The sequence below is a fragment of the Campylobacter sp. JH23 genome, from assembly GCF_017846595.1.
GTDB classification, from domain to species: domain Bacteria; phylum Campylobacterota; class Campylobacteria; order Campylobacterales; family Campylobacteraceae; genus Campylobacter_D; species Campylobacter_D coli.
This window is the reverse complement of the sequence record NZ_JAEQBP010000006.1, coordinates 43,486-62,304: the sequence shown is the minus strand read 5'-3', so window position 1 is coordinate 62,304 and position 18,819 is coordinate 43,486. Positions and strand designations below refer to the sequence as shown.

General features: G+C 30.3%; 19 protein-coding genes. 11 read left to right on the top strand and 8 right to left on the bottom strand.

Going from position 1 to position 18,819, the window contains the following annotated elements; all coding sequences use genetic code 11:
- Entirely contained in the window at window positions 1-1,440 is a 1,440-nt protein-coding gene (gene dcuC / locus KAR88_RS06920) for a C4-dicarboxylate transporter DcuC (RefSeq protein ID WP_060787539.1), read from the bottom strand.
- Window positions 1,441-1,443: 3 nt separating this feature from the next.
- Window positions 1,444-1,806, bottom strand: a complete 363-nt coding sequence (locus tag KAR88_RS06915; protein WP_002779137.1) for a RidA family protein — start codon at window positions 1,804-1,806, stop codon at window positions 1,444-1,446.
- Between the two features lie 175 nt (window positions 1,807-1,981).
- On the opposite strand from KAR88_RS06915, the gene KAR88_RS06910 reads away from it, so the two are divergent.
- Entirely contained in the window at window positions 1,982-2,650 is a 669-nt protein-coding gene (locus KAR88_RS06910) for a PAS domain-containing protein (protein WP_002780465.1), read from the top strand.
- A 3-nt stretch (window positions 2,651-2,653) separates the two neighbouring features.
- On the opposite strand, the gene KAR88_RS06905 is transcribed toward KAR88_RS06910, so the two are convergent.
- Window positions 2,654-3,121 carry a Cj1386 family hemin-binding protein gene (locus KAR88_RS06905; RefSeq protein ID WP_002777848.1) on the bottom strand — a complete coding sequence of 156 codons (468 nt, stop codon included), beginning with the start codon at window positions 3,119-3,121 and terminating at the stop codon, window positions 2,654-2,656.
- Between the two features lie 56 nt (window positions 3,122-3,177).
- Window positions 3,178-4,602 (bottom strand): catalase, encoded by a 1,425-nt coding sequence (locus KAR88_RS06900; protein ID WP_002780467.1) that lies wholly within the window; start codon window positions 4,600-4,602, stop codon window positions 3,178-3,180.
- A 186-nt stretch (window positions 4,603-4,788) separates the two neighbouring features.
- Here KAR88_RS06900 and KAR88_RS06895 point away from each other — a divergent pair, with 186 nt between their 5' ends.
- Genes KAR88_RS06895 through KAR88_RS06880 form a run of 4 tightly spaced genes read left to right on the top strand, consistent with a single transcriptional unit; the run spans window position 4,789 to window position 7,137 of the window.
- Window positions 4,789-5,106 carry a DUF2325 domain-containing protein gene (locus tag KAR88_RS06895; RefSeq protein ID WP_002777843.1) on the top strand — a complete coding sequence of 106 codons (318 nt, stop codon included), beginning with the start codon at window positions 4,789-4,791 and terminating at the stop codon, window positions 5,104-5,106.
- Window positions 5,106-5,801, top strand: coding sequence for a hypothetical protein (locus tag KAR88_RS06890; RefSeq protein ID WP_002783868.1), 696 nt, complete (start codon window positions 5,106-5,108; stop codon window positions 5,799-5,801). Before KAR88_RS06895 ends, KAR88_RS06890 begins: the two co-directional genes overlap by 1 nt.
- Window positions 5,801-6,292 (top strand): flavodoxin FldA, encoded by a 492-nt coding sequence (gene fldA, locus KAR88_RS06885; protein ID WP_002777839.1) that lies wholly within the window; start codon window positions 5,801-5,803, stop codon window positions 6,290-6,292. The genes KAR88_RS06890 and fldA overlap by 1 nt, the downstream gene beginning before the upstream one ends.
- Complete coding sequence (locus KAR88_RS06880) at window positions 6,259-7,137, top strand: alpha/beta hydrolase-fold protein (RefSeq protein WP_057037145.1); 879 nt, start codon at window positions 6,259-6,261, stop codon at window positions 7,135-7,137. The genes fldA and KAR88_RS06880 overlap by 34 nt, the downstream gene beginning before the upstream one ends.
- 4 nt (window positions 7,138-7,141) lie before the next feature.
- Here the strand turns inward: KAR88_RS06880 and KAR88_RS06875 are convergent, their stop codons facing one another.
- Window positions 7,142-8,803 (bottom strand): 4Fe-4S dicluster domain-containing protein, encoded by a 1,662-nt coding sequence (locus KAR88_RS06875; protein WP_023362118.1) that lies wholly within the window; start codon window positions 8,801-8,803, stop codon window positions 7,142-7,144.
- 69 nt (window positions 8,804-8,872) lie between these two features.
- Between KAR88_RS06875 and selA the strand changes: the two genes are divergently transcribed.
- The 4 genes from selA to KAR88_RS06855 are packed head-to-tail and all read left to right on the top strand — an operon-like array spanning window position 8,873 to window position 13,277.
- Window positions 8,873-10,195: an L-seryl-tRNA(Sec) selenium transferase gene (selA, locus tag KAR88_RS06870; RefSeq protein WP_002777832.1), complete on the top strand. Its 1,323-nt coding sequence runs from the start codon at window positions 8,873-8,875 to the stop codon at window positions 10,193-10,195.
- Complete coding sequence (gene selB / locus KAR88_RS06865) at window positions 10,192-11,991, top strand: selenocysteine-specific translation elongation factor (protein ID WP_002780478.1); 1,800 nt, start codon at window positions 10,192-10,194, stop codon at window positions 11,989-11,991. Before selA ends, selB begins: the two co-directional genes overlap by 4 nt.
- Window positions 11,992-12,039: 48 nt before the next feature.
- Window positions 12,040-12,750: a DsbA family protein gene (locus KAR88_RS06860; RefSeq protein WP_002777827.1), complete on the top strand. Its 711-nt coding sequence runs from the start codon at window positions 12,040-12,042 to the stop codon at window positions 12,748-12,750.
- A 44-nt stretch (window positions 12,751-12,794) separates the two neighbouring features.
- A complete protein-coding gene (locus KAR88_RS06855; RefSeq protein WP_002810415.1) occupies window positions 12,795-13,277 on the top strand; it encodes a hypothetical protein in 483 nt (160 codons plus the stop codon).
- Between the two features lies 1 nt (window position 13,278).
- Here the strand turns inward: KAR88_RS06855 and KAR88_RS06850 are convergent, their stop codons facing one another.
- On the bottom strand, window positions 13,279-14,574 hold the full coding sequence (locus KAR88_RS06850; RefSeq protein ID WP_002783899.1) for an MFS transporter: 1,296 nt from the start codon (window positions 14,572-14,574) through the stop codon (window positions 13,279-13,281).
- A 141-nt stretch (window positions 14,575-14,715) separates the two neighbouring features.
- Between KAR88_RS06850 and KAR88_RS06845 the strand changes: the two genes are divergently transcribed.
- Window positions 14,716-15,171 (top strand): hypothetical protein, encoded by a 456-nt coding sequence (locus KAR88_RS06845; protein ID WP_002780484.1) that lies wholly within the window; start codon window positions 14,716-14,718, stop codon window positions 15,169-15,171.
- Entirely contained in the window at window positions 15,143-15,751 is a 609-nt protein-coding gene (gene rdgB, locus KAR88_RS06840) for an RdgB/HAM1 family non-canonical purine NTP pyrophosphatase (protein WP_002780486.1), read from the top strand. The genes KAR88_RS06845 and rdgB overlap by 29 nt, the downstream gene beginning before the upstream one ends.
- Window positions 15,752-15,784: 33 nt before the next feature.
- On the opposite strand, the gene KAR88_RS06835 is transcribed toward rdgB, so the two are convergent.
- Entirely contained in the window at window positions 15,785-18,247 is a 2,463-nt protein-coding gene (locus KAR88_RS06835) for an MMPL family transporter (RefSeq protein ID WP_002787791.1), read from the bottom strand.
- Window positions 18,247-18,816, bottom strand: a complete 570-nt coding sequence (locus KAR88_RS06830) for an ABC transporter substrate-binding protein (protein WP_002780490.1) — start codon at window positions 18,814-18,816, stop codon at window positions 18,247-18,249. The genes KAR88_RS06835 and KAR88_RS06830 overlap by 1 nt, the downstream gene beginning before the upstream one ends.
- Window positions 18,817-18,819: the final 3 nt, after the last annotated feature.

Genomic DNA, 18,819 nt, shown 5'->3' with positions numbered 1-18,819 from the left:
TTAAAGATAAATATAAGTCATAATGATATTTACAATAGCCGCTACAAGCATAGGAATAGCCGTTCTTTTAACTACGGCAAAAGGACTGACTTTTGCAATAGCTGAAATGGCTAAAATAGCAGGTGCTATAGGGCTCACACATCTTCCAAAACCCGTCATGATTTGAATTGGTGCTATCATGGTGATAGTTTCAACTCCAAAGTGTTTTGCTATATTTGGGATAAGTGGAGCAAAGCTAAAAAATGCTGCATTTCCAGAACCCATTAAGAAAGCACAAACTGCAAGTAAAATTGAAACTGCGATGATGATAGCAAGTACTCCAAATCCTGCATTTTTACAAAATTCTATTAAGGTATCTACAAAGCCAACCGATAAAAGCCCGCTTGCAAATACTTGACCGCATACTATCAAAGAAACAGTGATAACAAATAAATGTCCCATTCCTTTAAAGAATATCATAATAGAATTGAGTGTTTCTACTACGCTTTTATAGCGTATCATTTCAAAAACAATCGCAACAAAAGTTGAAATCACCATTGCTACTGGAACATTCATTTTAATGGCAGTACTAGCAGCTGCTTTAACTTCTTCAGCACTACTTATTCCCATTAAAACCAAGATGCTATCAAGCACGGAACTAAATCCTAGGATTAAAACCAAAGGAATTATAGGTAAAATCGCATAAATTCTAGGAGGCTTTTTAAGTTCTTTTTCTTTACCTTCATTTTCATTTAGTTCTTTTTCAATTTCTTGTGCATTGAAGACAAAATTATCTTTTTTGTCAAAAAATTTATTGCAAAGATATATCGCAATACCTACAGCTATAATGATAGGCAAGGTTGTAGGGAGTTGATAATGAACAAAATAAATTGCAGGATCAACTTCAGCTACTTTTGACGCCATGATCACATTTCCACTTCCAGGTCCATGATCGATATATTGACAAATCGCAATCACACTTAAGGCAGAAAGTTTTGAAACACCAGAGCGTACAAGTATAGGATACATAGTAACCATAAGTAAAAGTGCTAAGCCTGCGTGAGAAGGGATGAAAAGAACTAAAAATTGCACGATAAAATAAGCAACTATGAGTAAAACATAAGGAGATTTTACGGCTTTTAAAGGTTTTTCAAAAACTTTAAAAAGTGCATAAGAAGCCCCTACATGATCCATATAAGCAGAAAAACCTGCTATAGTCATAAGTGTAAGTCCAAGCCCTGCTAATGTATTTGACATGGTTTGATTGAAAACTTGAAAAATATCAAAAAAACCTAAATTTAAAGAACCTTTAGCGACAATGTGTGGAGAAAGTCCAAAAATAGCAGCTAAGGAAAGTAAAAGTAAACCACTTAAAAGCAAAGCCATATGAGCATTGATTTTTTTATAAAGCATAAAAACAAGTAAAAAAATACTAAATAAAGAAAAAACAATACTTAGCATGTTTTATCCTTTTTGAGCGATGATCTCTATCTCTACTTTAGCTTTTTTTGGCAGATCTTTTACTGCAAAAGCACTTCTTGCTGGATAAGGAGCTTTAAAAAATTCAGCATAAATTTCATTAAATGCTACAAAATCATTAATATCAGCTAAAAAGCAAGTGGTTTTAATCACTTTATCATAACTGATACCATTTTCTTCTAAGATAGCGCCGATATTTTTTAAAGATTGTTTGGTTTGTTCTTTGATATCAGAGCTTTCTATTTCTCCTGAAGCAGGGTTGATAGGAAGTTGTCCCGAGATAAAAAGCAAGCCGTTTGCTTCTCTATAAGCTGAGTAAGGGCCGATAGCCTTTGGATAATTTGACATTTTCTCTCCTTTTTTATTAATGTAAATTAAATAAACGTATTTTATCACGATAATAATAATTTGTCAATATTTTATTATCACGATAATAAAATATTATCTTTAAGAATATTTTTAAAAAATTAAAGTTAGAATTTAAGCTTTGGATTCTAAATTTTATTATTTTAGGAATATTTTCATGGATGAAAAACAAAAAGAGCAATTTATAAAGCTCACGAATTTTTTAGGACAAGTTTTAGGTAAGCAGTATGAAGTGGTTTTTCATGTTCTTTCTAAAGAGGGTGCTTATATAGCAGCTATTGCAAATAGTCATGTCAGCGGTAGAACTCTTGAATCTCCCTTGAGTGCTTTTGCAAGTGAACTTGTGCAAAATAAGGCTTATTTAAAAGAAGATTTTTTGTGTGATTATAAGGCTTTGATTGGAAAATCAAAACTTGTTAGAGGTTCGACATTTTTTATAAAAAATTCTGATGAATTGGTAGGAATTTTGTGTATCAATCACGATACGAGCATGATGAGAGACTTGGTTTGTAGGATTATAGATATAGAAAAATTAGGCGATATGAGTGAATTTTTAAATCAAGACAAAGAAAATAATACCAGTGTAGATAGTTTAGGAAATATAGAAACCCTAAGTCATTCTATAGAAGAAATTTTAGCTCAAAGCATTGATATGAATTATTTAAATTCGGATTATCAACTTAGCATGGCACAAAAAGAAGAGATTACAAAAACTTTATATCAAAAGGGTATTTTTAATATCAAGGGTTCTGTGCCTATAGTGGCTAGACTCTTAAAAATTTCAGAGCCTAGTGTCTATAGGTATTTAAAAAATTTTAAATCATAGAAATTATTTTTTAAATAATTTTAAAATTCCTAAAGAAAGGCGTTTACTTAGGCTTTTTTTAGAGCTTTTGAGTAAAAACTCGGCTACATCTTTACGGCCAAACATGATAGCAAAACTATAAGGTGTCATACCTAAGCCATTATTTTCATCTATATTTGCTCCATATTTTACTAAAAGCTCGCACATAGGCAAATAGCCCTTAAAGCAAACTCCTGCTAAAGGTGTTTGTCCTCGATCATTTTTTTCATCAACAAGCGCACCCTTTTCTAAAAGCATTTTTGCGCATTCGTAAGAATTATTATAAGCTGCAAGCATAAGCAAGGTATCGCCTTTATGTGTTTTTAAATTCACATTCAGTCCTGCTTCTATCATGATTTTAAGATTTTCATATTCGTTATTTCTAGCAAAATTAAAAGCCATTTTGCAAAGCTCGGCAAATCTTTTTTCTTCTTCTAAGCTAAGTGTCATCATCGTTTTTCCTTTGTTTATAATCTTTAGTTTGCCACCTAAAAAGTGGCAAGTAAAAATTATTTTCCCAAAGCTTTTTTAACACCTTGTGCATAATCAGGTGAAATTTTTTCAAAATGTCCTAAAGCTCTAGTAATGATTTTTTCTTCTACACCTTCCATAGAAGCTGCTATATTTTCAAAAAGTTGTTCTTTTTGGTTTTGATTCATGATGTTAAACAACGCTCTTGGTTGAGTGTAAAAATCATTATCTAAAGGAGCATATCTTTGCGCATTACCTTCTAAAACTAAATCAGGCTCAAGATAGCTTTTGTCTTCTTTTGGGCTTTCTTCATAGCTGTTTGGCTCATAATACGCAGCACCATTTCTATAGCTATCAAAATTCATAGCACCTGCAACATTGTAAGTATTTACTTCACTTCTAGCACGATTTACAGGTAAAAGATGATAATTAGTTCCTATTCTATATCTTTGTGCATCAGGATATGAGAAAATTCTAGCTTGTAGCATTTTATCAGGACTAAAACCTATACCAGGTACTATATTGCTTGGGCTAAAAGCTGCTTGTTCTACTTCATTAAAATAATTTTGTGGATTTTGATTTAAGATCATTTCGCCTATATCCATTAAAGGCACTACGCTATGTGGCCAAATTTTAGTTAAATCAAAAGGATTAAAGCCTAGTTTGTCAGCATCTTTTTCAGCAAGAATTTGAACTTGAACTTTCCATTTTGGGAAATCTTTATTTTCTATAGCATTGTAAAGATCTCTTTGGTGGCTTTCTCTATCTTTGGCGATAAGTTCAGCGGCTTCTTTATTGCTAAGATTTTTAATACCTTGTAGGGTTTTAAAATGGAATTTCACCCAAAATCTCTCGTTTTTGTCATTGATAAAGCTATAAGTATGGCTTCCAAAACCATGCATATGGCGATAACTTGCCGGAATTCCTCTATCGCTCATAAGAATAGTTACTTGGTGTAAGCTTTCAGGACACAAACTCCAAAAATCCCAAGCGGCATTATTACTTCTTAAGTGCGTTCTTGGATCTCTTTTTTGAGTGTGGATAAAATCAGGAAATTTATAAGCATCACGGATGAAGAATGTTGGGGTATTGTTTCCTACTAAATCCCAGTTTCCTTCTTTGGTATAAAATTTAATAGCAAAACCTCTAACATCGCGTTCAGCATCGGCTGCACCTGCTTCGCCAGCTACTGTTGAAAAACGCAAAAACAATGGAGTAACTTCACCTTTTTGAAAAATTTTAGCTTTGGTATAAGCACTTAAATCTGCTGTAATTTTTATTTCGCCATAAGCTGCGCTTCCTTTTGCATGCACTGTTCTTTCTGGAATTCTTTCTCTATTTTGATGAGCAAGTTTTTCAAGTAAAAGATAATCTTGCATAAGTAAAGGGCCTTTTGCACCTGCGCTTAAAGAGTTTTGATTATCGGCTATAATGTTTCCGAAGTCGTTAGTTAATTTTTTCATTATTTTCTCCTAAATAATAATTTTTATTATTTGAGAAATTATATCTATTAAAAATTAAAATTAGCTGAATTAATATAAATTAATAAAAAATATTAATGATAATAAATTTCAAAATAAATTTAGTTTGATTATATTATAATAATAATTATCAAAATAATTTAAAATAAAAATCACAAAGGAGAGCTTATGTCAGTTTTGGTTATTGGTGCAGATGAAATAACACCTATTAAGGCTGTTTTGTATGATTTAGGTGCAAAAAAAATAGAGCATTGGGATGCGCGCAATGAAAATAGAGTCAATCGCAAACCTATTCCTTGTGATACAGAATGTATAGTAATGCTTACGAGTTTCTTAAATCACAATACTATGAAAAAAATTAAAAACGAGGCTAAAAAACGAAAAATTCCATTAGTTTGCGCAAAAAGAAGCGTAAGTTGCGTGTATTGTGAGTATTGTAAGATATTTAATTTAGATAAAGAATTTTCTTGCTCTAAGGTTGAATAATGCTATTTGGATTTGATGATAAAAGAGAATTTATCCCTCGGGTTTATAGTTCTTTGTGCAAGCAAGAGCTTGTCAAAACTTTTTTGATTCAATACAATGCTAGTATTGATAGTGCTTTAAGAATCCCGCTTTCATATGCAAAAAGTGCAAAGGATTTAAAAATGCCTTTTCAAAACTTCTTGCAAGATGTGATACATACGCCTTTTGGCAAGATAAAAAATATCGATAAAAATCTTACTTTGAACATTTCTTATTTTCAAAAAAGAAAGAGTTTGATTTTTAAGACTAAGATATTTCAAAATGTCGATATTTTAAGGCTTTTAAGAGCTTATTTTAGAGGAATTTGTTTTGATGCGCAAGTTTTATTTGATTTTTATGTATATGATAAAATTTCTCATCAAAATCAAAATCGAAGCATTGTTCAAAATGATAATTTGATTATCATAGATAATAAAATTGCCGTTTTACCTCTTTGCAAGGAAGTGGATCTTCAAAATTTAAATATCGATAACGAAATTCAAAAAATATCTAAATTTATATATCAAAATCAATTTGAACAAATCTACATAGTTTGTCCGCGTAACAAAAAATTCACACATTTTATTCAAATAAAACATTTTTTATGCGATTTAAATAAAACTATGTTAAAATTAGTTCCGTATTCAATAACAAATAAACTTATAAGGAGAAAATAATGTCAGTAGCAGTAATTTATGGAAGTGCTATGGGAAATACAGAAGGAGCAGCAAATACAATCGCTTCAAAATTAGGAATTAGTGATGTTTTAAATGTTGCAGATATTGATGCAGCTAAAATTAATTCTTATGATAAATTAATTTGTGGAACTTCTACTTGGGGAAGTGGTGATTTACAAGATGATTGGGATGGTTTTGATTTTTCAGGTCTTAGCCTTGGTGGAAAAACTGTAGCTGTATTTGGAATGGGTGATAGTGAAAGCTATTCAGACACTTTCTGCGGCGGTATGGGAAAACTTGCAGAAAATTTAAAAAATGCAGGCGCAAATTTAGTAGGTGAAGTTTCAACTGATGGCTATACATTTGAATCAAGCGATGCAGTTGTTGATGGAAAATTTGTAGGTCTTGCACTTGATAATGACAATCAAGAAGATCAAACTGAAGCAAGAATTGACGCTTGGGTAGAACAAATCAAAGCTCATTTTGCTTAATTTTTAAAAATATCGGCTTTCTTTGCCGATATTGTATTGTATTTTTAATTTTAACTATTCCACTTTTTTCAAAACCAGATCAAAAAATTACTCCTATTATAGAAAAAGCAAAAGATTACTTTTTTATAGAGAAAGATTTAAAATTAACGCATTATCATACAAGTTATCGAATTTTTGTGGCAAAAAGTAAAATAAAATATAAAAAATATAAGGTAATTTATTTGCTTGATGGCAATGCGTTTTTTTCGAGATTTTTAAATCTTTATAATTATTTGCCTAAAGAAGATATTTTAATTGTTGGTATAGGTTATGATAGCCCTTTGGCGTTTGATACTACCCATAGGACAAAAGATTATACTCCTAAGGTTCAAGGTTTGGAATTTCAAAATGGAGGAGGTAGCTTTGAATTTAGACAATTTATCAAAACAGAGCTTTTACCTTATATTAATACACATTATGAAACCAGTGAAGATTTTCAAATTCTTTTTGGACATTCTTTTGGCGGACTTTTTGCTTTAGATACTTTATTTAATGATACAAAGCTTTTTAGCCATTATTTTATTATTTCACCTTCTTTGTGGTGGGGTGGTAGTGAATTTATACCTAAACGAATTTCTTTATCAAATTGTCCTCAAATTTATATGGCTTTAGGTTCGGCTGAGAGTAATTCTAGCATTAAGAAAGCTAAAGCTAAAATAAGTGTTAAAGAACTTAGTATGCAAATTTTAAATCATAGTGCTTGTGAAGTTGAATTTAAACTTTTTGAGAATGAAACTCATGGGAGTGTAATAGAAAAGGCTATGATTTGGGCTATAGAAAATATCAAATCAGAGCCAATTGATTGATTATTTATCCTTTTCTCATTGCTTCTATCATTACCTTTGCTTTGCAGTCTGCACAACAATAAAGGGTTTTTATCTTGCTCTCATCATTGCCAAATTTAGGCTTCATCAAATTCGCAATTTTTTCTACCGCTTTTTTAGTGGCAAACTCTTTTCCACACTCTATGCAAGCAAAAAGTTCATCTTTTGCCATGGTTTGGTATTCAAAATAGTTGGGATTAAATTCCATTCCACTACGCGTAAGTTTTAGAGTATCTTTTTCAGCACAACTTACTTCGCAGTATCCACAGGTGGTGCATAATGAAGCATTGAATTTAAGTGCATTTTCTTTAGTATCAGCAATCAAAGCTCCTACATTACAGGCTCCTACGCAAGAAAGGCAGAGAGTACAGGTATTTGCATTGATTTCTATTTTTCCATATCTTAACCATTCGCCACTTTCTTTTGCGCCAAAATCATCATTTTGGATCAAATTTTGCATTCTTTTGGCAAAATTTTCTCTAGTAGTAAGAGTGTTATTGTGAAAATCAAAACTTAAATTTTCTATAAATTCTTGCTTTCCTAAAGCATTTTGCAATTCTTTTTCATCTTTAGCGGTAAAAATAGCTTCTTTTTGAAATTTTCTTTCAAAAAAAGTATTTAAAAGATCTATTGCTTCAGCACTTCCTCGTGAAATAAAATCCGTGTAAAAAACCAAATTTGCACCACTGCTTTGCAAAAGAGTTAGAAAATGCATAGAAGAAAGCCACTTTTCACCCTCTATCATAAAAGGCAAAACATCTTTGGGTAGCTTTATATTTAAATTTTCTAAAGACATTTTTTTAGGTATGATTAAAATCTTTTTTTCTTTATAAAATTCACAAAGTTCAAAAAAACTTTCCCTAGGCATGGGTGTATAATCAAGCGAACCACTAGGGCACACGCTGATACAGCCTCCACAGCCTAGGCAATCTACTTGAGAAAATTCTAAATGCTTGTTTTCATCATCTTTTAAAATAGCTATCGTAGGGCAAATTTCAGCACACTTTGCGCAATGCTCACTGCGTCTTTCGTGGTATTGACATACGCTAGAATCATAGGTAATATAGGTTTTGTATGTGTATTTTGGGCTTTTATCTTGTAAAAATTTCAGTAAACTTTCTTGATTTTTAAAATTGCTAATATTATAACAGCCACTTTGTCTTGTAAAATCCTTGCGAATGTCGTTAGAATTTGTATTAAAAAGTAAAATATCAAAATCAATTTCTACTTCTTCTCCTTGATTTAAAATCACAGCACAAAGCTCGCCTATGCTGCCAAATACTGCTAGAATTTCTTCATTTTTTAAGCTTATGATTTTAAAGTTTTGTTTTTTTAAAAAATCAGCCATAGTATCATCAGAATCTACTAAAATAATGCGGTTTTTTACTTCTTTGTTTTGTTCTAAATCAAGCCCTAAATCATAGACATTTGCCCTAGCTTCATAAAGTTTTAATATATTTTTACTTTTTTCTAAAATTTCATCTTGTGAACTTTTAAGATAAAAATTGATTTCTGGAGCATAAATTTGTGCTTTTTGTGCTTTTTCATTAGAAATTAAAACTTCTTCATCTTTGCAATTTTCCCAAATATTTATCTCATCGGGCAAGGGAATAAGATTTTCATTTTGTATGAAAACAAAGTCTTTCATTGATTTTCCTTGATGGTCAATTTGCCAAATTCTATGGTAAAATAACCAAATATTTTCTTAAGGCTTAAGATGAACAAATTTAGAACTTTTCCACAAATTGGAAGCTTGATTGATGATGAGAGTTTAAAAGAATATCCTTTTTATTTAAGATCTTATTTTTGCAAAAGTGTTGTCGCTAAACTCAAGGCGAATATAAGCGAAGATTTGCTAGATAAAAATACTATTTTAGAAAAAATACAGCAAGAAATTCAAAAACATTTACGCAAAGATTTACAAAGTGTCATTAATGCTACGGGTGTGGTTATTCATACAAATTTGGGGCGTAGTGTTATTGATGAGAGTATTTTTGAAAAGTCCAAAGATGTGCTTTGTAATTATGCTAATATCGAATTTGACTTAGAAAGCGGTAAAAGAGGAAGTCGTTATGCCTTGGTGCTTGAAAAACTTAAAATGCTTTTTGAATGCGAAGATGCTTTGGTTGTAAATAATAACGCCGCAGCAGTTTTTTTGGTACTTCATTCTCTTTGTTTTGACAAAGAACTTGTAACTTCAAGGGGTGAGCTTGTTGAAATTGGCGGAAGTTTTCGTGTGAGTGAAGTGATTAAAGCTGCAGGAGTAAAGCTTTGTGAAGTAGGTACGAGCAATAAAACGCATTTAAAAGATTATGAAAAAGCTATAAACGAAAATACTAAAATGCTTTTAAAAACCCATAAGTCTAATTTTGCTTTGATTGGTTTTCATAGCGAGGTTGGCATCAAGGATTTAGGAAATTTGGCAAAAGAAAAAGGACTTTTGAGTTATTATGATTTAGGTTCGGGTTGGTGTGAGAATTTAAATCCAAAACTAATAAAAAATGAGCCTAAAATCAAAGATTTGATAAAGCATTGCGATATTTTGAGCTTTAGTGGGGATAAGCTTTTTGGTAGTGTGCAAGCTGGAATTATACTGGGTAAAAAAGAATTGATTGATAAAATTAAAGAAAATCAACTGCTAAGAATGCTAAGAGTAGATAAAATCACACTTGCTTTGTTAAATGAAAGTCTTAAGATTTATCTTGAAAAAGATTATGAAAAAATCACAAGTTTAAAGCTTTTAAATGATGAAATCGCTCATATTAAAGAAAAAGCTTTAAGGGTACAAAATGAAATTCAGATTAAAAGTGAATTGAAAATGAGTAAAAGTTTGGTAGGGGGTGGTTCTATGCCTGATAAAACTTTAGAAACTTATGTTTTAGCTTTTAATGGCAATGCTTTAAAACTGCAAGAAAAATTTAGAGCAAAAAATATCATAGGTCGCATAGAAAATGAAGCTTTTGTGCTGGATTTTAGGACAATTAGAGAAAAAGATTTATCAAAATTAATTCAAATTATCAATACTATGGAAAATTTATGAATTCGCTATTAATTGGTACTGCAGGGCATATTGATCATGGAAAAACTTCTTTGATTAAAGCTATAAATGGTTTTGAAGGAGATAGTTTAAAAGAGGAAAAAGAAAGACAAATTACCATTAATTTAAGTTTTTCTAATTTAAACTATAAGCAAAAACACCTTTCTTTTATTGATGTGCCAGGTCATAAAGACTTGGTTAAAACGATGATAAGCGGGGCTTTTGGTTTTAGTGCTTGTTTGTTTGTAGTTGATATCAATGAGGGCTTAAAAGAACAAAGTATAGAGCATTTAGAAGTACTTGAACTTTTAGGTGTCAAAGATATTATCTTGGTGCTTAGCAAATGCGATTTATGTGAAAATCCTAAGGAACAAGAGCAAAAAATTCTAAACTCACTTGAGTTTATACCTATGAAAGTGTTTCACACTTCGATAAAGGATCAAGAGAGCATTGAGCGCTTAAAAAATTATCTTTTAAATTTAGAATGCAAGAATGCTAATGCAAATCTTGTTTTTCGTTATTATATCGATAGGGTTTTTTCTTTAAAAGGTATAGGAACTATAGTTACTGGAAGCCTTAATGAGGGCAAAATTTCCCTCAATGAAAAAATCATTTGTCTTGACAATCAAAAAGAACTTGTGGTTAAAAATATACAAAATCATGAAAGTAATTTTGCTGAAATTTCAGCTTTTAACCGTGTGGCTTTGAGCTTAAATTGTGATTATAAAGAATTAAAAAAAGGTTATGTTTTAAGTAAAAAAGGTTTTTTTAAGGGCTTTAAAGAATGTGATGTTTTGATTAAAGCTAAAAGATTAAAAAATGAAAAAATGCTTTTTTGCGTGGGTGCAAAAAGCATAGAGTGCAAGATAAGCATTTTAAAAGAGTTAGAAAATAATGAATTTTTTGCTCATCTTGAATTTGAAAAAAATCTTTTTTTATGTTTTAATGAAAAATTTATTTTATTGCAAAATAATCGTGTTGTGGGCGGAGGAGAGGTTTTAAATCCTGTGAGTGAGCCTTTGAAAAAGGAGCAAAAAAACAAATTTTTAATGCTTTTGAAAAATAAAGAATTAAAAAAAGCTTTCGAATTTCTAAAAAATACGCATAAATATGGCTTTGGCTTGCTTTCAAGTTATCAAAGATTTAAGTTAAGTCATGAAGAAGCTTTGAATTTAGCCAAAGAATTAAATGGAGTTTTTATAGATGAAAAAAATCTTAATATTTATAATCTCTTAGCCTTAGATGAGCTTAAAAAATTCATTTCTTTTATACTTGAAAAAAATCCTTATGCCATGCTTTCAGCAAGCTCTTTAGCTCTAAGACTTCCTTGGGCTAGTGCGGAATTTTGTGAATTTGGACTTCAAAATCTATCAAATTTACTTGAATTTGAAAAGGGAGTGTATTTTAAAAAAGGAATTGATTATGAAAAGCTTAGGGAAAAAAACAACGATGAGCTATACAATATACTTAAAAAACAAGGCATAAAACCTCAAGCACCTTATAATTTATACGAATTTTTAGAATTAGACAGAAAAAGTGGAGATGAAATTTTAAAAAAACTTACCAAGCAAAATCGCGTTATAAGACTTTCTCATAATCTTTTTGTAGAAAAAAATGCCTTAGATAAGCTTATGCAAGAGTGCTTAGAAATTTTAAAGAGTCAAAGCCTTGATATACAAAGTATGAAAGAGCGTTTTAATCTTTCAAGAAAATATGCCATAGCTTATTTAGAATATCTTGATAAAGATGAGAGGGTGCAAAAAAAGGATGAAAAAAGATTTTTAAAAACAAATATTTAGAATATCATTATAAAATAAAATCTTAATATTTGATTTTAAGGAAAATAAATGAAAAAAATAAGCTTAATCCTTGCTTGCTCAATGTCTTTATTTGCTGCTAGCAATTCTGAAATCAGTGATTTTTATTCCAAAAGCATTAAAGCACAATTTCCAAATGCAACAGTGAGTGTAGGTAATCGCCAAAAGGTTGGAAATACAGGTTTTGAAAGCGTAATTGTTACGATAACGCTTGAAGGACAAAAGCAAGAGCAAATTCTTTTTACAAAAGATAATCTTATCGTTCCTGATATTATTGATTTAAAAACTAAAACTTCTTATGCTCAAGAATATGAAATGAAAAAATTCCAAGAGGCTAGAGCAAATTTCACTAAAAATGTTAAACCTGTAGTTCAAAAAGAAACAATGCTTATAGCTTTAGGCGATAAAAGCAAACCCGCTATTTATGTATTTTCAGATCCAGAATGTCCTTATTGTAGAGATCATTTGGCACAGATTAAAGATGAGCTTAAAAATTATCAAGTCAATTATATCTTAACCCCAGTGCATGGTAAATCAGCTTTTGAAAAATCAGCATTGATTTACAAAGAGAGTAAAAAAGCTAAGAGTGATGATGAGAAAATAGCTATTTTAAATAAATATTATGATGCAAATATCAAATCTTATCCAAAGGTGAGCGATAGCGAGTTAAAAGAAGTATTTTCTCTTTATGAAAAATATCGTTCTTTAGGCCTTAGTGCTACTCCAACCATCATCAAATAATGAGAAAAATTCGTCTAATTTCAGTTTTATTTCTAGCACTTTTTTTGAGTGCTTGCGCAAAGCCTGCCTTTGTTCAAAGCTCTATACAAACAAGCAATGAAGGCATTTTTTTAAAGGCTAAACAAGGGCAAAGTTTTAGTATCACTTTGCAAAATCCAAGCAAAATTCAAAGTACTCTAAAAGATGAATTAGCTTTAAGACTTAAAAATTTAGGATTAAAAGAAGTATCTTTGAATGCCGATTATGAAATTTTAATCAATCTTGTAGATTTTAAAAAGCATTCCTACGCTCAAAGAATTACAAGTTCGGGAAGATTTTTTTATGATTTTGATCCTTTTGAAAATAATGGGGAATGGTATATTGAAAATTATTATACCATGCAAGTAAATATACAAATTGGCTCTAAAAATACTCTGCAAAAAACGAGTTTGTTTACTCGCACAGCTTATCTTAGTGATAAAAAGCGTTGTCAGCTTTCCTTAGAAAATAAAATTATAGATCAAATTTCAAGTTTTTTTTATTTTTGATTTAAATTTTACTTTCTAATTCTTCTTTATTTGTTAGCTTGCTATCAAATTTAATGACTAGATTTTTTGAGTTTTTGTATATATCTACAACGCCTAAATTTTTACCAAATTCGCTCAAATTTAAAGTCGTTTCTAAAGGCAAATAAATATTTTTAAATTCAGAAGGATTTTTTAAATATAACAAAGCTATAAACCAAACAATAGACAAAATCACTAAAATAATAGCCAGTAATTCTAATTTATTAAGATGTAAAAATATACCTCCTATTATACCTCCTATAAAACTTCCACCATATCCAAAAGCATTAAAAAGTCCTAAAGCTGCGCCTTTTTCATGTACTTTACAAAATTTAGAAGCACAGCTTTGCATAATGGGCTCGTGCAAGTTAAAACCTATAAAAAATATCACAACCGCAACGATAAAGAAAGTAATTGTGCTAGAAAAAACAAAAAAGATATAAGAAAGGATAAAAAAAGCTATCCCTAAAAGTAAAATTTGCTTTGCTAAGCCTCTTTTTTCGCCTAAACTTCCTGAAAATCCCATGGCGATAAAGCCTGCTATCATAGATGCTGTATAAACAATCCAAAGTTTATGTTCATCAAAGCCTAAATGTTTTACTAAAATGATAGGAATGCTTAAAAATGCTATACTCATAAGCATTTTTTGCATGAAATTAGTAAAATTCATTAGGGCTAAATTTTTTTGTTTAATAAGATGAAAAAAAGGAGTTTTGGTATTTTCATGGGTGAGTTTATTTTCTTTTGGAACGACGGTATAAAGCAAGATAATACACAAAAGCGATAAAACAGCACTAAGATCAAAAAGACTAGAAAGCCCCCATTTAGCACTCATTAAAGGCGAGATTACCATAGAAGCTGCAAAAGATAGTCCTATAAAAGATCCCATTATTGCCATAGCTTTACCGCGATTTTCTTCAGTGATAAAATCACTAATCATTGCTGTAGCTACTGCACCAATAGCCCCTGCACCTTGAAGCATTCTGCCTATTAGCATTGTATAAATATTATCAGCCCAAGAGCAGATTAAAGAGCCTATGATAAAGATAATCAGTCCTATAAGCATGGTTTTTTTGCGTCCAATTTTATCACTTAGTATTCCAAAAGGCATTTGTAAAGCCATTTGAGTTAGAGCATAAACACCCACTAGAAGTCCTACTAAAAATTCATTTGCACCCTGGAGTTCAAGAGCATAAAAGCTAAGCACAGGCAAAACTATAAAAAGTCCAAAAAATCTTGTTCCAACGATAAAAGATAGGGGTAAGACATTATTTAGCATTATTTGGTTTCCTAAAAATCTTAAATTTTACAAAAAAAGATAATTTTACTATGAATTATATTAAGGATTGTTAAGTTTTTTATTTTATCTTTTTAAAAGGCTTAAAAAAGTAAGATTTTAATTTTTTAAAAGGATGGGTTTATGAATCGTTTTCAAACTTTTTCTTTGGCAATGGAAGGTAAAGTAAATATAGAGCTGCTGGCAGCTTATAAAGATAAAATTGAAACTTTAAGCGATGAAACATTGTTTCGTTTTTGTTATTTAGAATTGAAAAATCCTATTATAGGGCTTATTTTAGGCGTAGTACCTGCTTTTATTTTATCAGGGCTTACTTTTGATCGTTTTTATAAAGGGGATATGGGGCTTGGTTTTGCAAAAATGGCAATGTGGGCTTTTATTTTTATAGGTTTACTTATTGCAGGTTTTTTTGATTCATCTTCTATGCTTGTAGTATGGATTTTTAATATCGTCGCTCTTTTTATATGGAATATACTTGATTTTTTCTTAGTTTGGCAAGGGATTAAAAATGATAATTTAGCGAAAATAATTCAATTTTTGGAGCAAGATAATGAAAATTTTATTAGCAACAAGCAATAAACACAAAGTTATAGAATTAAAAGAACTTTTAAAAGAATTTGAAATTTATGCCTTTGATGAAATTCTAACCACCTTTGAAATAGAAGAAAATGGCAATAGTTTTAAAGAAAATGCTCTTATAAAAGCAAGAGCGGTTTTTAATGCTTTGGATGAAAATCAAAAAAATGAATTTATTGTTTTAAGCGATGATAGCGGAATTTGTGTCGATGTTTTGGGCGGTAAGCCAGGAATTTATTCTGCGCGTTTTAGTGGTAAGGGAGATGATAAAAGCAATCGTGATGAGCTTGTAAAACAAATGAGAGTTTTGGGCTTTGAAAAAAGTAAGGTTCATTATGTAGCTGCTATCGCTTTGGTAAGCTTAGAGGGTGAATGGACAATGCATGGAACTATGCACGGACATGTAATTAACACAGAAAGAGGTGAAAATGGCTTTGGCTATGATAGCCTTTTTATCCCTAAAGGCTTTGATAAAACTTTAGCAGAACTTAGCCATAATGAAAAAAACCAACTTTCGCATCGTTTTAAAGCTTTGGAACTTACAAGGATTGTTTTAAAAGTTTTAAATAAAGGAAAAGGGTGAGAAATTTTATCAAGTATATTTTAATGGTTGTATTTATTTATGTGCTTTATGCGGGTTTAAAGCTTTGGTTTTCTTAGTATAAATTGTAACCAAAAGACTTGGAAGCAAAAATAAGCTTCCACTTAAAAGTAAAATCATCACAAATACAGTTAAAACTCCAAAATAAATCGTAGGAATAAAATTACTACTCATCATAACGCTAAAACCTAAAACTATACCAATGGTTGTATAATAAAGTGCCGATCCTATGCTAAGATGTGAAGCTAAAATCGCTTCTTCTACGCTTTTGGTTTTTATTTCTTCTTTAAAACGATAGATATAATGTATGGTATCATCCACGCCTATACCTATGGCTATAGCAGCTATGGTAATACTCATCATATCTAAAGGTATGCCTAAAATTCCCATAAGGGCAAAAACCATACTTAAAGGAATGATATTAACCAGTAGGGCAATAATTGAAAATTTCAAGCTTCTAAAAATAATGATAAACAATACAAAGATAACTAAGATAACAAAAACAAGTGTATCAAATTGTGATGAAAAAAGACTTTGAAGCATATTATTATAAAGTAGCATAATGCCTGTGATTTGAATTTCCACACCATCATTTTTTAAAAGTGTTTCGAGCTCTTGCTTGAGATTTGTTAGAAATTCATTACGCCTTAGTTTTGGATCAGAATCTATAATGCGTATGCTAAATCTTAACTCATTTTCTTCTATATTAACAAAGGGTGAAAGAAGTTCTTGCTTAAGTTCTGGGGGTAAATTTTCGTTTAAAAACGCAAGAGTAAAATCATCTAAATCCTTGCCATCATTGATATTTTTTCCTAGACTTAAAAGGCTATTAAGACTTAAAACCGAACCTATGAATTCTTTATTTTCTAAAAATTCATGCACCTTTTTTGCAATACGCGTTTTTTGAGAATTGAACCAATAAGTATCCTTTGTTGCTAGAGCATCAAATTCGCTTTCAAAGCTATCAAATACATCATTTAAACTAGGGTTGTTTTTATTATCAGGAAAACGAATGATAATATCCAAAGGCAGGGTTCCGCCTAAATTTTTATCAATAACCAATAAGCCTTTTTTGATTTCACTTCCATCTTTAAAATAATTTACAAAAGAATTTTCAACTCTTAGTTTAGAAATTCCTATTAGAGCCAAGATAATAGTAGTAATAGAGAGTATGTATATAATAGAGCGTTTTTTAGGATCTAGGCTTGTTTTAGCACAAAAAGCTAAGAAATTAAATTTAAATTCTTTTTTGTAGTATTTTTTGAGTTTAAGAAGCACTAAAATACTTGCTAAAAATAAATAGCTAAAAATAAGTGCAAGTCCTATACCTATACTCATCATAATACCAAGTTTTATGATAGGCTCTATATTTGAAAGCATGAGGGAGAAAAAGCCTATCATGGTTGTAATGATGGCATAAAAACTAGGATTTGCTTTTGCAAGTAGGGTTTGAAGTACAAGGCGTTCGATTTTAGCTTTTGGATAAAGCTTGCTAATTTCTATAAAATGTGTGATGAGGTGAATGACTACGCTTAGAGTGATGATTAAGACCAAAGCAACATAGTTTGAAGAAATAACCGTGATTTGAAAATTTAAAAGAGCAAAAACGCCACTTGCCGCACTTAAACTTATAAAACAAATAAAGAGAGGTAAAAATACAAAACGCCACGCACGAAAAAAGCAATAAAGTGCACATGCTAATAAAAACACAAGAGAAATTCCATAGAGCATGAGATCAGATTTTATATAAGTTATCATATCATCAGCAATCATACTCACCCCGCCAAGATAGAATCTATCCTCATTTTTTTCATATTTTTTGATGATATTTTTGATTGTATCTAAGCCTTGTTTTGTAATGATTTTTTGTTGTTCTTGGTGTTTTTTAATTGCTAAGCGAATTTGCTCTTTTTTATTCTTATCTGTGCTAAGATCGCGTTTTTCTATGAGTTCATTATAGATTGTATCGGGTTTAAGATAGATGATAAGTCCTGTTGTTTTGCCATCTTTTGAAATGATATTGTTTTTATAAAAAGGACTGTTTAAAATTTCATTTTGAGCTTTGGTGAGGTTAATATCCTTGCTTTGTATATTGGGAATATTTTTTAAAAGTTCTTTTAAGTCTGTATTTTCTGAACTTTGGAGCAAAGGAGCATTGATAATGCTAAAAACACGCTCGACTAATGAAACTTGTTCTAATTCTTGATGAAGCTCTTTTAATTTGTTTAAATTTTTACCTGAAAAAGGGTTTTCATCTTCAGGTTTAAAAGCTAAAAGTAAAAAATTATCACTTTTATAATGTTTAGAAAGTTCTCTAAAAATTTTTAAATCTTTATCATCCTCTAAAAGCAAGCTTTCAGCACTTGCATCTACGCTTAATTTAGAAGCGAAAAAGCTTAAAAATAAGCATATAAAAAGAGTAGCAAAAAAAGTACTTTTTGGATGATAAATAAAAATTTTTAAGAATTTCGCAAACATTATTCTATGGTTATATTCTCAAGTTTCTGAAGTAGAGTATCAAAATCTTGGTTTGCTAAAATATCCCCAAATTGAGATCTATAGGTTTGAACTATACTAACACCCAAAACATCGATATCGTAGATAAGCCAATCATTATTATTGTTATAAAATTTAAAGATGATATTTTTTTCTTCCCCATCTAATATCATCGAAGAGGTTAAAAAATATCGTTTTGCGTTTTTTAATTCTCCATTTTTTACCATTAAAACTTGATCCTTATAAAGATCGAGTTTATCTGTAAAGCTTTTTTTAAGGCTTGCCTCAAAAGCACTAGCAAATTTTTCTTGTTCTTTAGGGTTTAATTTAGCATAATCTTTAGAAAGGCTCAGTTGAGCCATGAGTTTATAATCAATTATATGATCAAAAATTAGAAAAATTCCATCAGCAGCTTGTTTTTTATCTTCTTTGTTGTTTTGTAGAAGTTGTAGGCTTTTATTGATATTTTTTTGCATGGTATTAGAAATTTCATCTAATTGTAAGGCAAAAATATTTAAAGATAAAGCTAGAATTAAAAATATTTTTTTCATTTT

Bases quoted from the DNA above. Each gene is read 5' to 3' on its own strand.
- KAR88_RS06830 (WP_002780490.1), bottom strand. From the start codon at position 18,816: ATGAAAAAAATATTTTTAATTCTAGCTTTATCTTTAAATATTTTTGCC.
- selB (WP_002780478.1), top strand. From the start codon at position 10,192: ATGAATTCGCTATTAATTGGTACTGCAGGGCATATTGATCATGGAAAA.
- dcuC (WP_060787539.1), bottom strand. From the start codon at position 1,440: ATGCTAAGTATTGTTTTTTCTTTATTTAGTATTTTTTTACTTGTTTTT.
- KAR88_RS06900 (WP_002780467.1), bottom strand. From the start codon at position 4,602: ATGAAAAAATTAACTAACGACTTCGGAAACATTATAGCCGATAATCAA.
- KAR88_RS06850 (WP_002783899.1), bottom strand. From the start codon at position 14,574: ATGCTAAATAATGTCTTACCCCTATCTTTTATCGTTGGAACAAGATTT.
- KAR88_RS06845 (WP_002780484.1), top strand. From the start codon at position 14,716: ATGAATCGTTTTCAAACTTTTTCTTTGGCAATGGAAGGTAAAGTAAAT.
- rdgB (WP_002780486.1), top strand. From the start codon at position 15,143: ATGAAAATTTTATTAGCAACAAGCAATAAACACAAAGTTATAGAATTA.
- KAR88_RS06910 (WP_002780465.1), top strand. From the start codon at position 1,982: ATGGATGAAAAACAAAAAGAGCAATTTATAAAGCTCACGAATTTTTTA.
- KAR88_RS06860 (WP_002777827.1), top strand. From the start codon at position 12,040: ATGAAAAAAATAAGCTTAATCCTTGCTTGCTCAATGTCTTTATTTGCT.
- fldA (WP_002777839.1), top strand. From the start codon at position 5,801: ATGTCAGTAGCAGTAATTTATGGAAGTGCTATGGGAAATACAGAAGGA.
- KAR88_RS06835 (WP_002787791.1), bottom strand. From the start codon at position 18,247: ATGTTTGCGAAATTCTTAAAAATTTTTATTTATCATCCAAAAAGTACT.
- KAR88_RS06905 (WP_002777848.1), bottom strand. From the start codon at position 3,121: ATGATGACACTTAGCTTAGAAGAAGAAAAAAGATTTGCCGAGCTTTGC.
- KAR88_RS06875 (WP_023362118.1), bottom strand. From the start codon at position 8,803: ATGAAAGACTTTGTTTTCATACAAAATGAAAATCTTATTCCCTTGCCC.
- KAR88_RS06915 (WP_002779137.1), bottom strand. From the start codon at position 1,806: ATGTCAAATTATCCAAAGGCTATCGGCCCTTACTCAGCTTATAGAGAA.
- KAR88_RS06895 (WP_002777843.1), top strand. From the start codon at position 4,789: ATGTCAGTTTTGGTTATTGGTGCAGATGAAATAACACCTATTAAGGCT.
- selA (WP_002777832.1), top strand. From the start codon at position 8,873: ATGAACAAATTTAGAACTTTTCCACAAATTGGAAGCTTGATTGATGAT.
- KAR88_RS06890 (WP_002783868.1), top strand. From the start codon at position 5,106: ATGCTATTTGGATTTGATGATAAAAGAGAATTTATCCCTCGGGTTTAT.